General features: G+C 68.4%; 9 protein-coding genes. 6 read left to right on the forward strand and 3 right to left on the reverse strand.

Going from position 1 to position 12,692, the window contains the following annotated elements:
• Position 1: 1 nt before the first annotated feature.
• On the reverse strand, positions 2 to 859 hold the full coding sequence (locus L1088_RS04005) for a metal ABC transporter substrate-binding protein (protein WP_234553827.1): 858 nt from the start codon (positions 857 to 859) through the stop codon (positions 2 to 4).
• A gap of 71 nt (positions 860 to 930) precedes the next feature.
• On the opposite strand from L1088_RS04005, the gene L1088_RS04010 reads away from it, so the two are divergent.
• The 3 genes from L1088_RS04010 to L1088_RS04020 are packed head-to-tail and all read left to right on the forward strand — an operon-like array spanning position 931 to position 5,728.
• Positions 931 to 2,256, forward strand: coding sequence for an aminotransferase class III-fold pyridoxal phosphate-dependent enzyme (locus tag L1088_RS04010; protein ID WP_234553828.1), 1,326 nt, complete (start codon positions 931 to 933; stop codon positions 2,254 to 2,256).
• Between the two features lie 9 nt (positions 2,257 to 2,265).
• Positions 2,266 to 3,963 carry a P-loop domain-containing protein gene (locus L1088_RS04015; RefSeq protein ID WP_234553829.1) on the forward strand — a complete coding sequence of 566 codons (1,698 nt, stop codon included), beginning with the start codon at positions 2,266 to 2,268 and terminating at the stop codon, positions 3,961 to 3,963.
• Between the two features lie 52 nt (positions 3,964 to 4,015).
• Complete coding sequence (locus tag L1088_RS04020) at positions 4,016 to 5,728, forward strand: aldehyde ferredoxin oxidoreductase C-terminal domain-containing protein (protein ID WP_326490749.1); 1,713 nt, start codon at positions 4,016 to 4,018, stop codon at positions 5,726 to 5,728.
• On the opposite strand, the gene L1088_RS04025 is transcribed toward L1088_RS04020, so the two are convergent.
• Positions 5,701 to 7,248: an acyl-CoA dehydrogenase family protein gene (locus tag L1088_RS04025; protein WP_234553831.1), complete on the reverse strand. Its 1,548-nt coding sequence runs from the start codon at positions 7,246 to 7,248 to the stop codon at positions 5,701 to 5,703. The genes L1088_RS04020 and L1088_RS04025 overlap by 28 nt on opposite strands.
• Positions 7,249 to 7,343: 95 nt before the next feature.
• Here L1088_RS04025 and L1088_RS04030 point away from each other — a divergent pair, with 95 nt between their 5' ends.
• The 3 genes from L1088_RS04030 to pxpB are packed head-to-tail and all read left to right on the forward strand — an operon-like array spanning position 7,344 to position 11,327.
• Positions 7,344 to 7,745 (forward strand): MarR family winged helix-turn-helix transcriptional regulator, encoded by a 402-nt coding sequence (locus L1088_RS04030; protein WP_234553832.1) that lies wholly within the window; start codon positions 7,344 to 7,346, stop codon positions 7,743 to 7,745.
• The gene (locus L1088_RS04035) at positions 7,742 to 9,772 is read left to right on the forward strand and encodes an MDR family MFS transporter (RefSeq protein WP_234553833.1); all 2,031 of its coding nucleotides are present in this window, start codon (positions 7,742 to 7,744) and stop codon (positions 9,770 to 9,772) included. The genes L1088_RS04030 and L1088_RS04035 overlap by 4 nt, the downstream gene beginning before the upstream one ends.
• Positions 9,773 to 9,776: 4 nt before the next feature.
• Positions 9,777 to 11,327, forward strand: a complete 1,551-nt coding sequence (pxpB, locus tag L1088_RS04040; RefSeq protein ID WP_234553834.1) for a 5-oxoprolinase subunit PxpB — start codon at positions 9,777 to 9,779, stop codon at positions 11,325 to 11,327.
• A gap of 105 nt (positions 11,328 to 11,432) precedes the next feature.
• Here the strand turns inward: pxpB and L1088_RS04045 are convergent, their stop codons facing one another.
• Positions 11,433 to 12,635, reverse strand: coding sequence for a thiolase family protein (locus L1088_RS04045; protein WP_234553835.1), 1,203 nt, complete (start codon positions 12,633 to 12,635; stop codon positions 11,433 to 11,435).
• Between the last annotated feature and the right edge of the window lie 57 nt (positions 12,636 to 12,692).

Raw genomic sequence — 12,692 nt, forward strand, 5'->3', positions numbered from 1 at the left:
ATTATGGGCACAGGGCCTTGAGGTTGTGGTCCAGGAGGGCCAGGTAGCTATTCACTTTCTGGTCCAGGGTATCGGTGTACATCACCACGAGCCTGGCTCCCAAGGCCTCCGCCAAGGTCTTGAGGGCCGTGCCCCGAAACTGGGGCTCGGCCAGGACCAGTTTCACTCCTTCCCGCTTGGCCTTTTCCAGAAGGGCCAAAAAGCTCTTGCTGCTCACTTCCTGGGCCCCGGCTTGGGTCAATACCCCCACCACCACCAGGCCGTAGCGCCGGGCAAAGTAGCGGAAGGCGTCGTGCTGGACCACCACCTTTTTCCCCTTGAGGCCGCAGGCCTGGAAGGCCTGGTCCCGCTTGGCCACTTCTTGGCGGAAGCGGTTCAGGTTGGCCTGGTACTGGGCCTTCCCTGCGGGGTCCAGGCGGCTGAGCTCCTGGGCGATGCGCTCCGCGTAGCGCACCGCGTGGGTGGGGTCCAGCCAGAGGTGAGGGTTGCAGGGGCCGTGGTGGTGGTCTTCTTCGCCGCGGGCTTCTTCGTGGGTTTCCCCCGCGCAGATGAGGCCGGGTTGCCCCTCTCCCAGCTTCACTACCCGGGCCCCTGTGGGGAGGAGGCTTTGCAGCTTGGGCAGGTAGGCCTCGAGGCCCAGCCCGTTGGCCAAGAGGAGGCGGCTTTGCGCCAGAGCCTTGGCTGTGGCCGGGCTGGGGTCAAAGGTGTGGGGGTCAGCCCCAGGAGGAACCACGCTCACCACCTGCACCCGGCTACCCCCCACCTGGCGCACCAGGTCGGCCAGGATGGGCGTGGTGGCGGCTACCGGCACCTGGGCCAGGGCAGGGCCCAGGAAGAGGAGGAGAAACCAAGGCCTCATGGCAATAGTGATAAGCCATTTTCATATATTTGTCAAGGTGGGGATGGGGAATGGGCGTATAATCCGGGCAAATGGACCTGAAAGCCCTGCACAAGAAGCACGTCCTCACCCCCTGGGTAGCGCAGGCTGGCCTCAACCCTCCCCTTGTGGTGCGCGGGGAGGGGGTCTGGCTTTACGACGAAGAGGGGCACCGCTACCTGGATTTCTCCGCGGGGCTGGTGGCGGTGAACCTGGGCCACGCCCACCCCAAGCTGGTGGGGGCCATTGCCGAGCAGGCGGCGAGGCTGGCCTACGCCGCCCCCAGCTTCTTCCACGACAGGCGGGCCCTCCTGGCCAAGGCCCTTTCCGACCTCGCCCCCTGGGAGGAGGGTGCCCGGGTTTTCTTCACCCCTTCGGGCACGGAGGCCAACGAGGATGCGGTGAAGTTTGTCCGCCAGCTCACTGGGCGCTTCAAGGTGCTGGCCGCTTACCGCTCCTTCCACGGGGCCACCCACGCCTCGGCCAGCCTCACCGGGGAGAACCGCCGTTGGCCCGCAGAGCCAGGCACGGCCCCGGGGGTGGTGCACTTCTTCGCCCCCTACCCCTACCGGAGCCCCTTCTTCACCGAGGATCCCCAGGAGGAAACCCGCCGGGCCCTGGAGCATCTGGAAAGGGTTCTCCTCCACGAGGACCCGAGCCGAGTAGCGGCCATTTTCTTGGAGCCGGTGGTGGGTTCCAACGGGGTCATCGTCTACCCGGAAGGGTACCTGGAAGGGGTGCGGGCCCTTTGCGACCGGCACGGCATCCTCCTGGTCTTTGACGAGGTGATGACGGGCTTCGGCCGCGTGGGGGCGGCCTTCGCCGCGGAGCGCTTCCGCGTGGTGCCTGACCTCATCACCTTCGCCAAGGGGGTCACCTCCGCCTATGTGCCCCTGGGTGGGGTCTTGGTGCGGGAGGGCCTGGCCCGCCACTTTGACCAGGTGCCCCTCCCCACGGGACACACCTACGCCGGGCACCCCCTGGCGGTGGCGGCGGGGCTGGCCGCCCTCGAGGCCTACCGGGAAGAGGGGATCTTCGAGCGGGTCCGCGCCTTGGAAGGGTTTTTCCGAGAAGCCCTGGAGGCCCTGGCGCGGGAGCACCCCTTGGTGGGGGAGGTGCGGGGCCTGGGGGCTTTTTACGCCCTGGAGCTCGTCAGGGACCGGGAGAGCCGGGAACCCCTTTCCCCCTGGCACGCGCCCTTTAGCCCCCCCATGCAGGCCCTCCTCAAGGAGCTTCTGCGGGAAGGGGTTTATGTTTTGGCCAAGCACAACGTCCTCATCGTGGCCCCGCCCCTCACCATCTGCGAGGAGGAGTTTTTGGAGGGGGTGGAGCGCCTCGCCCGCGCCCTAAGGCGGGTGGAGGTGGAGGCCTTGGGCTAACCTGAGGGCGTGCGGCGGCTTGCGGAGCTCTTCCCCTTCCTGGCCTCCTTGGAGGGGAGGCCTTACCCCTTTTACAAGGACCTTAAGGGCGTGTGGCGCGGGGAGGAGTTGGACCTGCGCTTCGTGTACGTCCAAGGGGATCCTTTTGCTACCCCCAGCGTCCTCGAGGTCCGCTACCCTCCCCAGGCCTTGGGGCCCCTTCGGGTCTACACCCGGCCTGAGGGAAAGGTGGCGGTGGAGGACTTTCTCCTGCGCGCCCTCAAGGCCCGCCTCCGCGGCCTGCGCGCCGGGGGTAGCGGCCACTCGGGAGAGGTGCGGGTGGAGGTGGAAAGCCCCAAGGTGCTGAAGCGCGCCGGGGCTCACCTCCTCGTCCCGGGTCCGGAGGGCCGGCCCCAGGGGGAGGGCGGGCTTTTCCTTCGCTTCCGGGTGGGCCTGCCCGCCGCCGGGCGGCGCATCCTGGGCAAGGAGGCGGAGAGGCTTTTCCGCACCTTGGTGGACCATCTCCGCGGGCTTCTTCCGGAGCTGGACCGGGCGGCGCTCCTTCGCCACGTGCGCCAGGTGGAGGACTTCGCCTTCCTCCAGGAGCGCCTTACCGAGCGGGGCCTGGTGGCGTTCGTGGGGGATGGGGCTATCCTCCCTCGGGAAAGCGGGGTGAGCCAGAGGCCCCTCAAGGGGGCCATCCCCTTCCAAAGCCCCCCCGCCTTGCGGGTGGCCTTCCGGGTGCCCCACGCGGGGGAGGTCTTCGGCATGGGTATCCCCCAGGGCCTCACCCTGATCACCGGCGGAGGCTTCCATGGGAAAACCACCCTCCTCGAGGCCCTGGTCCATGGGGTCTATCCCCACGTGCCCGGGGACGGGCGGGAGTGGGTGGTAACCCATGCCCTGGCCCAAAGCGTCCAGTCGGAGGATGGCCGAAGCGTGAAGGGCGTGGACCTAAGGCCCTTCGTGCACGATCTGCCCCTGGGCCAGGACACCTCTTTCTTCTCCACGGAGGATGCCTCCGGCTCCACCAGCCTGGCGGCCGCCATCCTGGAGGCCTTGGAGCTGGGTGCGCGGGTGCTTCTCTTGGACGAGGACACCTCCGCCACCAACCTCCTGGTGCGGGATGCCCGCATGCAGGCCCTGGTGCGCCGGGAAACCCTCACCCCCCTTCTGGACCGGGTTCAGGACTTTAAGGCCAGGGGGGTGAGCCTGGTCCTGGTGGTGGGTGGGGTGGGGGACTACCTGGACCTGGCGGACACGGTCTTGCTTCTGGAGGAGTACCGGCCGAGGGAGGCCACCTTGGAGGCCAAGGCCATTGCCCAAGCCCATCCCACGGGGCGGGCTTTTGGCGAGCCTCGGTATCCCCTTGCCGTGGCTTCCCGGGCCCCCCTGCCCGAGAGCTTTGATCCCAGGCGGGGCCGGAAGACCCGGGTGAAGGGCCGGGGGCTCAGGGAGCTGGTCTACGGCGAGGAGGTGGTGGACCTGTCCGCTTTGGACCTGTTTGAAAACGCCCAGGTGCGGGCCCTGGGGGCTTGGTTCCAGAGGCTTTGGCGGCTGGCGGATGGTCGGCTCCCCTTAAGGACCCTGGTGGAAACCGCCTTGGAGGGTGTGGAGGACCTTTTTGCCCTCGAGGAGGCCCCTGAGGTGGCGGAGGTGCGCCCTCTGGAGCTGGGGGCGGCGGTGAACCGGCTCAGGGCCCTAGAGGTTTTGCGGGTGGGGGACTGAACCTTTCCTCCTGCGCCTCGGGATTATCCTGGGGGTCAAGGGGTGGTGGACGGTGTGGCGGTCTTTGAAGCTTGACCTTTCGGCGCGCAAGGCGTACTGGCAAGAGGTGGCCCCGGAGGAGGTGGCCTTTGGCGGGCGGTACCGCACGGGCCGGATCCTCCTGGAACAGGAGGCCTGGCGCCTTGACCCCCTTTCCCCGGAAAACCCCCTGGTCTTCGCCATCGGCCCTTTGGCGGGCACGGGCTTTTCCAACGCCAACCGCACCAGCGTGGGCACCCGTAGCCCCCTCACCCTGGGCATCAAGGAGGCCAATGGCGGGGGCACCTTCGGCTACGCCTTGGGGCAGATGAAGCTTTCCCACTTGGTCCTCGAGGGGGCAAGCCCCGACTGGGTGGTCTTGCGCCTCACCCGGGACGGCCAGGTGTTCTTTGAACCAGCAAAGGACCTCTTGGGCCTGGGGAACTTTGAGGTGGCGCGGAGGCTTTTCGCCGCCTACGGCCGGAAGATCGCCTTCGCCCTCCTGGGCCCCGTGGGGGAGTACTTGGGCCTTCTTTCCGGCATCGCCTTCTCGGACACGGACGGCCGCCCTTCCCGTCTGGCCGCCCGGGGGGGCGTGGGGGCGGTGATGGGGGCTAAGCGGGTGAAGGCCATCGTGCTGGAGGTCCCGGGGAAGGCGGAGGTCTGGGACAAGCCCAAGGTGGCGGAGAGCGTCCGCCGCTACGCGGGGCTCCTACGGGAAGACCCCCTGGTCATGCAGTTCTACAACGCCATCGGCACCATGGGCATGGCCGACTTCCAAAACGCCTTCGGCGGCCTTCCCGTCCGCAACTTCCGCGAGGGGAGGCTGGCCCCGCCCGAGGCCTTCCGCATGGGCGGGCAGTACATCGCCCCTTTGAACCGGGCGCGGGGCGGCAAGCACACCCATGCCTGCATGCCGGGGTGCGTGATCCAGTGCTCCAACGTAATCGTGGACGAGAAGGGGGAGGAGGTGGTCTCCCCCTTGGAGTACGAGACCATCGGCCTTCTGGGCACCAACTGCGGCCTCACCGACCCGGATGCCCTCGCCCGCTTGAACCGCCTGGCCAACGACCTGGGCATCGACACCATCGAAACCGGGGCCACCTTGGCCCTCCTCATGGAGAAGGGGGAGGGGCCTTGGGGGGACTACGCCTTCATGGAGGCCAAGCTTAAGGCCCTTTACACCCCAAGCGAGGAGGCCCGCTTCCTGGCTCAGGGCACGGCCCGGGTGGGGGAGGCTTTGGGCCTGAAGCGGGTTCCCGTGATCAAGCGCCAGGCCATCTCCGCCTACGATCCCCGGGTGGTGGAGGCCACGGGCATCACCATGATGACCACCGCCCAGGGGGCGGACCACACCGCGGGAAACGCTCCCAGGTTGGAAACCCGGGCCATGCCCGTGGAGGAGATCCTCGAGGCCAGTTACCAAGCCCAGGTGAACGCCGCCGCCAACGACAGCCTGGGGCTATGCGTCTTCGGGGGAAGCGTCACCAACAAGCAGGTGGCGTTCATCACGGAAAGCGTGAACGCCGCCTTGGGCACCGCCCTCACCCCGGCCTTTTGGCGGGAGCTGGGGGAGGGGGTGCTTCGCCTGGAGCACCGCTTCAACCACCTGGCGGGCTTCAGCCACGAGGACGACCGCCTCCCCGCCTTCTTCTACGAGGAGCCCGTGCCCCCCAAGGGCTACACCGCCCGCTTCCGCCCCGAGGACCTGGCGCCCCTTTACGAGAGGCTGGACCAGGGGTCGTAAAGCTCGGGCCTTTGGGCGGAGGGGGGAAGGGTTTCCCCTTTAAGGAAGCGGCGGGCGTAGAGCTCCGCAAGCTCGGGGAAGGGTTCGGCGGCCAACTTCTCCAAGGCGTAGACCGTCACCACGTCCGCTAAAGCCCTAAGGGCCTCCTTGGCGTACCAGGGTCCTTCCTCTTGCAGCTTCTTGAGGATCTTGTGCGCCTCGGCCTGGGTCCTTGGGCTTCCCCCTAGCATGGCCAAGAGGGGCTCGTGGGCTCGCTTCTTGGCGATGGCCTCCGCCATGTCCAGGGCCTGGATGTTGGCGGGGCCCTCCCAGATGGGGGTGATGAGGGCCTCCCGGTGCCAGCGGGCCACCCCGTACTCCTCCAAAAAGCCCAGGCCTCCAAAGAGCTCCATGGCCAGCTGGGTGATGGCGCTGGCGTGCTCGGCGGTGCGCCCCTTGGCCAGGTGGGAAAGGAGTCTGGCCAGGTGGTAGGCCTCGCTGTAGGGCGGCCGCTCCTCCCAGGCCCGGTCAAAAGCTTGGATGGCCAGGAAGGCCAAGGCCGTGCCCCCCACCTGCCGTAGGCGTAGGGTGAGGAGGTCGTGCTGGACCAGGTCGTGGTCCAGGAGCCTCTTGCCGGAGGCGGTCCGCCGCCTCACCCGGAAGAGGGCCTCGAGGTGAGCCTTCTTGGCGATGCCCATGGCGGCGGCCGCGTTGGCCAGCCGGCTCACCGTGAGGTTCTCCAAGGTGTAGTAGATGCCCTCCTCGGCCTTGCCGATGAGATGGGCCAGGCTCCCTTCCAGCTCCACCTCCCCCGAGGGCACCGCCCGGGTGGCCAGCTTCTCCTTGAAGCGGCGCACGGTGAAGTTGAGCCGCCCTTCCACCTCCCGGGGCAGGAGGAAGAGGGCCAGGCTCTTGGGTCCTTCGGGAGCCCCTTCCGGCCTGGCGGTGACGATGGCGTAGTCCGCCAGGCCCGCTCCCGAGGCGAAGTACTTGTCCCCCCCGTAGAGCCGCCAGGCCCCACCTTCCTTCCGGGCCAGGGTGCGGTTGGCCCCCAGGTCGCTTCCCCCCTGGATCTCCGTCATCCAGGTGGCCCCGAAGGCCGGGCCGTAAAGGAGCTCCCGCTTCACCGCCTCGTGCTCCGGGGCGTACTTGTGGAGGGCGTAGGCCACCTGGTGGGTGATGGTAAGGATGCAGTAAAGCCCTCCGTCCGCCAGGAGGTAGCCCAGGGCGTAGTGAAGGGGCCAGCCCCGGCCCTCGTAGGCGGGACGGATCATGGGGCGGAGCTTTTCCAGAAGGGCGGCCTGGGCGGGGGAGAGGAGGGCCCGGTCGATGCGGTTGCCGTCCAGGTCGTGCATCTGCAGGCGGGGCGGGGCGTCTTGGTCCACGTGGTGGGCCACCTCCAAGACCTCCTCCCCCACCAGCCTCCCGAAGGCGGAAAGCTCCTCCTGGGGAAGGCCGGGAGCGAAGGTGCCCAGGATCGCTTTCAGGTCGGGGTCTAGGGCGTAGTGGTTCTCGCCTTGGCTGTAGAAGCGGCTCTTCATCTGGACCTCCAGCGAGAGGCTACGCCCGGAGGCGCCCCGGGGTCAAGGTGGCGTGGTTTACAATCAAATAGTTCATGATGAAATAGTCTAAACCCATGGTTTGGGACCTGCTGGGGCACCTGTGGCGGCTCCAGCGGAGCCTGCGGGAGGAGACGGAAAAGGGTTTGGAACACCTAGGGATATCGGGCCTCGAGGCCTGGCTCTTGCGGGTGCTCCAGCTTCACCCCTACCCCTCGGAGGCCGCCCGGAGGATGGGCCTGCCCCTGCCCACGGTGAGCCACATGCTGAAACGCCTGGAGGAGGGGGGCTTTGTGGTGCGCGCCCTGGACCCCAAGGACCTCCGCCGCTTTGCCTTCCGCCTCACGGATAGGGGAGAGGAGGCCCTTTCCCGGGCGGAGGCCCTGATGGCCGAGGCCCTGCGCCGCAGGCTTGCCCGCCTGAGCCCCGAGGAGGTCCAGGCCCTCCTTGGGCTCCTGGCGCGTTTGGAGGAAGCATGAACCCTACACCCCAAGAAGTTCGCTTTACCATGACCGGCATCCTGCTCGGCCTCTTCTTGGCCGCGCTGGACCAGACCATCGTTTCCACCGCCATGCCCCGCATCGTGGGGGAGCTAAAAGGGGCCGAGTACTACGCCTGGGTCACCACCAGCTACCTCCTTACCTCCACGGTGTCGGCGCCCATCTTCGGGCGGCTCACGGAGCTTTTCTCCCGGAAGACCATCCTGCTTTGGGCGGTAGGGCTTTTCCTCCTGGGTTCGGCCCTGTCGGGCCTTTCCCAGAACATGGCCGAGCTCATCCTCTTTCGCGGCCTCCAAGGGGTGGGAGGCGGGGCCCTCTTTGCCCTAGCCCTCACCACCATCGCCGTCCTCTTCCCTCCCAGGGAGCGGGGGCGGCTGGCCGGGGCCTTCGGGGCCCTCTTTGGGCTTTCCTCGGCGGTGGGCCCCTGGCTGGGCGGGCTCCTCACGGACCATCTTTCCTGGCGCTGGGTCTTCTACATCAATATGCCCGTGGGCGCGGTGGCCCTTTGGTTTATCCTCCGCTACATGCCTCGCCTGCGGCCTGGCCACAGGGAACCCTTTGACTTCTTGGGAGCCCTTTTCCTGATCCTCTGGACCGTGCCCCTCATGCTGGCCTTCTCCTGGGGCGGGAGCACGTACCCTTGGGGAAGCCCAGTGATGCTGGGGCTTCTGGGGTCTGCCCTGGTGGGGCTTGTGGCCTGGGTAGCCTTGGAGCGGCGGCTTTCCCATCCCCTCTTTGACCTTTCCGTGTTCCAAAGGCGCACCTTCAGCCTCTCCGCCGCCGCGGCCTTCTTCTACGGTCCGGCCTTCCTGGGCGCCGTAGCCTTCCTGCCCCTCTACCTGCAGGTGGTCAAGGGGGTTTCCGCCAGCCAAAGCGGCGTCACCGTCTTGCCCCTCACCTTGGGGGTGATGGCGGGAAGCATCGGCGGGGGGCAGCTGGTGGCCCGCCTGGGGCGGTACAAGGTTCTCCTCTTGGGAAGCGCCCTCTTCCTTCTGGCCCTTTTCCTCCTGCTCCACTTCTTCCTGGCGGTGGGCACGCCCCTGGCCCTGGTGGTCTTCCTCTTCTTCCTCTTGGGGCTTGGCCTCGGCCCGGCCCAGAGCGTCCTCAACATCGTGGCGCAAAGCGATCTGCCCAAGGAACGCATAGGAAGCGGCACCAGCATGGTCCAGTTCACCCGGCAGATCGGCTCCACCATGGGGATCGCCCTCCTGGGCACGGTCTTGGCCCAGAGCCTCACCCATCACCTCCAGGGCGCCTTCCCCGGGGGTAACGCCTCCTCCCCGGCCATGGTGCGGAGCGGGGAGGGCATGGCCCTGGACCTGGACCGGGAGTTCGACCGCCTCGAGGCCCTCCTTCCCAAGGCCCTTAAGGGGGATATGGCGGCCTACGAGGCTTTGAGGGCCGATCCCTTTCTGCCCGAGGCCTTAAAGGCCAGCCTGGTTCCCGGGGGGCTTCCTGCCCAGTTTGGCCGGATGCGGTCCCTCTTGGTCCAGGCCCTGCGGGGGGACGAGGAAGCGCGGCAGAGGCTTTTGCGGGAGCCTGGCCTGCCCCCGGCGTACCGGGCTCTTCTCCTCCCCGGGGGCGTAGTCGAAGGCACCCTGCTCCTTCTGGAGCGGGCTTGGGCCGGGGACGAGGGAGCGAAGAGCGCCCTCCTGGCGCTTCCTTGGGGCCGGGGCCTGGCGGGGCTCCTTTCCGCCCCTCCGCCGCCCGCCCTGCGGGCGCAGGTGCTGGCCCGATTGAAGGCCTTGGAGGCCGAGGTGGTGGCCCAGGCCGGGCTGGAGCGCGCCCAGGCCGAGGCCCTGGTCAAGGTACCGGAGGAGGCCCTTTCCCGGCTTAGAGAGGTACGTGTCCGGCTCACGGAGGCCCTCAAGGAGGGGATCGTGGAGGCCTTGCGGCGCATCTTCCTCTTCAGCGCTCTCTTCACCGGGCTGGCGGCCTCGGCCCTTCTCTTCCTCCCCGACCGGGAGCTGGCCAGGGGTCTAGGGCCCCGGCCTTCGCTAGAGTGAGGGGGTGGAGGGGCTTTACCTGGTCTTCGGGGAGGGGATTTCCGAGGAGGCCAACCGCTGGGCGCAGACCCTGGCCCGGGCCCTGCTGAAGGCCCCGCCCCAAGGCCTTCTGGAGGCGGTGCCCGCTTACGGCACCCTCTACCTGGAGTACGACCCCCGGCGCCTCTCCCGGAGGCGTCTTCTCCGGTTCCTTCGCCTTCCGGAGGAGGAGGGGCTTGAGGAGCGGGTGGTGGAGGTTCCCCTCCGCTACGATGGGGAAGACCTCCCAGAGGTGGCAGCCCGCACCGGCCTTGCCCTCGAGGAGGTAAAGCGCCGCCACCAAGCCCCTCTCTACCGGGTCTACGCCCTGGGTTTCACCCCGGGGTTTCCCTTCATGGCCCCGGTGGACGAGGTCCTGCGCCTGCCCCGCAGGGCGCACCCCAGGCCCCGGGTGCCCGCCCACGCCGTGGCCATGGCGGGGCCGCAGACGGGCATCTACCCCCTGCCTTCCCCTGGGGGCTGGCACCTTTTGGGCACCGCTTTGGTGGCCGTGTATGACCCCCACCGGGAGGAGCCCTTCCTCCTCCGCCCGGGGGACCGGGTGCGCTTCCGGGAAGTGGAGGGCCCCACGCCTCCCGAGCCCGAGCCCCTGGAGCTCCTGCCGCAAGACCCCAGGCTTCCCGCCTTCCGGGTGGAGGAACCCGGCCTTCTGGACCTGGTGGTGGACGGGGGACGGTTTCGGGTGGGGCACCTGGGCCTGGCCCGCTCCGGCCCCCTGGACCCCCGGTCGGCGGGGCTGGCGAACCGCCTGGTGGGGAACCCCCCGGGCGCGCCTCTTTTGGAGGTGGCCTACCGGGGTCCGGTCCTCACCGCCCTTAGGGATTTGGTGGTGGGCTTGGCGGGATACGGCCTTGTGGCCCTTCTGGATGGGGAGGAGATCGGGCCAGGCCAGAGCTTTCTTTGGCCAAAGGGCAAGACCCTTTCCTTCCGGCCTCGAGACCGAGGGGTAAGGGTTTACCTGGCGGTGGCGGGGGGACTCGGGGTCCGCTCTTTCCTGGGCTCCGCTTCCCCGGATCTCCGGGGCCGGGTGGGCCGGGCCCTCAGGGCCGGGGACGTGTTGGGCTTGGGGGAGGACCGGCCTGCGCGTCCGGGCATGGCCTTTCCCCAGCTTTCCCTGCCGCTACCCTTGAGCTTGCGCCTCCTCCCCGGGCCCCAGTTCACCGAGGAGGCCTGGAGGGCGTTCCTCTCCGGGGCCTTCCGCGTGGTGCGGGCGGACCGCATGGGGGTGGAGCTCCTGGGCCCGGAGGTGCCGGGAGGGGAGGGGCTTTCCGAGGCCACTCCTTTGGGCGGGGTGCAGGTTCCCCCTTCCGGCAGGCCCCTAGTTCTCCTGGCGGACAAGGGGAGCCTCGGGGGGTACGCCAAGCCGGTGAGGGTACATCCAAAGGACCTTTGGCTGCTGGGGCAGGTGTGGCCGGGTGCAGAGCTGAAGTTCACAAGCGGGTCTAATCGTGAACAGAGGCACAAAATGCCCATCCGGTTGCCCTGGGAGAGAGTAAACCCCCAACGCCTCCGCTAGCCTGTAGACTAAAGCGCCCGCACGGAAACCGCCCTATGGGGGCTAGCGTCCTTTACCCATTACCCTTCTGGGGCTCCCAGCCTGGGGCAAGCCCCGACGGGATGGCTAGACCCGCTCCACCACCACCGCAATCCCCTGCCCCACGCCGATGCACATGGTGGCCAGGCCGAATTGCACGTCCCGCCGCCTCATCTCGTGGACCAGGGTGGTGAGGATCCGGGCCCCCGAGGCCCCCAGGGGGTGGCCTAGGGCGATGGCCCCCCCGTTGGGGTTCAGGCGGGGGTCCTCCATGTCTAGGCCCCACTCCCTGAGCACCGCCAGGCTCTGGGCAGCGAAGGCCTCGTTGAGCTCGATAAGGCCGATATCCCTTAAGGTAAGCCCGGCCCGCTCCAGGGCCTTTTTCGTGGCGGGCACTGGCCCGATGCCCATGATTCTGGGGGGAACCCCGGCCACGGCGATGCTCCGCACCCGGGCCAGGGGGGTGAGGCCGTGGGCTTTGGCGTAGCCGTCGGAGACCAGGAGGACCGCTGCCGCCCCGTCGTTTAAGGGGCTGGAGTTGCCCGCGGTCACCGTGCCTCCTTCCCGGAACACGGGCCGGAGCTGGGCCAGCCGCTCCAAGGAGGTGTCCCGCCTGGGACCCTCGTCCACCGCCACCAGGGCTTCCTCCTTGCCCCGCTTCACCGGTACGGGGACCACCTCCTCTTGGAAGCGGCCCTCGTCCCAGGCGCGGAGGGCCTTCTGGTGGGAGAGGAAGGCGAAGCGGTCCTGCTCCTCCCGGGGGATGCGGTACATCTCCGCCAGGTTCTCGGCGGTTTCCCCCATGCTCTCCGTGCCGTAGAGGGCCTGCATCCTGGGATTCACCAGCCGCCAGCCCAGGGTGGTGTCGTACATCACCTGGTTGCCGGTGGGGAAGGGCCTTTCCGCCTTGGGCACCACAAAGGGAGCCCGGGACATGGACTCCACGCCGCTTCCGATGTAGACCTGGCCCTCCCCGGCCCAGATGGCCCGGGCCGCCTGGGCCACGGCCTCAAGCCCAGAGCCGCAAAGGCGGTTCACGGTGCAGCCCGCCACCTCCACGGGGAAACCCGCCAGGAGGAGGGCCATGCGGGCCACGTTGCGGTTGTCCTCCCCCGCTTGGTTGGCGCAGCCGGCGTAGACGTCCTCCACCTCCTCCTTGGGCACGCCGGAGCGCTCCATGAGGGCGGAAAGGACATGGGCTAGGAGGTCGTCGGGGCGCACGCTGACCAGGGCACCCCCGTGCTTGCCGATGGGGGTTCTTAGGGCTTGGACGATCCAGGCTTTGGGCATGAGGCCTCCTTACCGGTCGGTCGGTAACAGTCTAGGGGGGTGGCGGGTGGAGTTCAA

Source organism: Thermus caliditerrae, from assembly GCF_021462525.1.
Lineage (GTDB): Bacteria > Deinococcota > Deinococci > Deinococcales > Thermaceae > Thermus > Thermus caliditerrae.

Coding starts and splice junctions, on each gene's coding strand:
- L1088_RS04005 (WP_234553827.1), bottom strand. CDS start 859: ATGAGGCCTTGGTTTCTCCTCCTCTTCCTGGGCCCTGCCCTGGCCCAG.
- L1088_RS04010 (WP_234553828.1), top strand. CDS start 931: ATGGACCTGAAAGCCCTGCACAAGAAGCACGTCCTCACCCCCTGGGTA.
- L1088_RS04025 (WP_234553831.1), bottom strand. CDS start 7,248: ATGAAGAGCCGCTTCTACAGCCAAGGCGAGAACCACTACGCCCTAGAC.
- L1088_RS04030 (WP_234553832.1), top strand. CDS start 7,344: ATGGTTTGGGACCTGCTGGGGCACCTGTGGCGGCTCCAGCGGAGCCTG.
- L1088_RS04035 (WP_234553833.1), top strand. CDS start 7,742: ATGAACCCTACACCCCAAGAAGTTCGCTTTACCATGACCGGCATCCTG.
- L1088_RS04045 (WP_234553835.1), bottom strand. CDS start 12,635: ATGCCCAAAGCCTGGATCGTCCAAGCCCTAAGAACCCCCATCGGCAAG.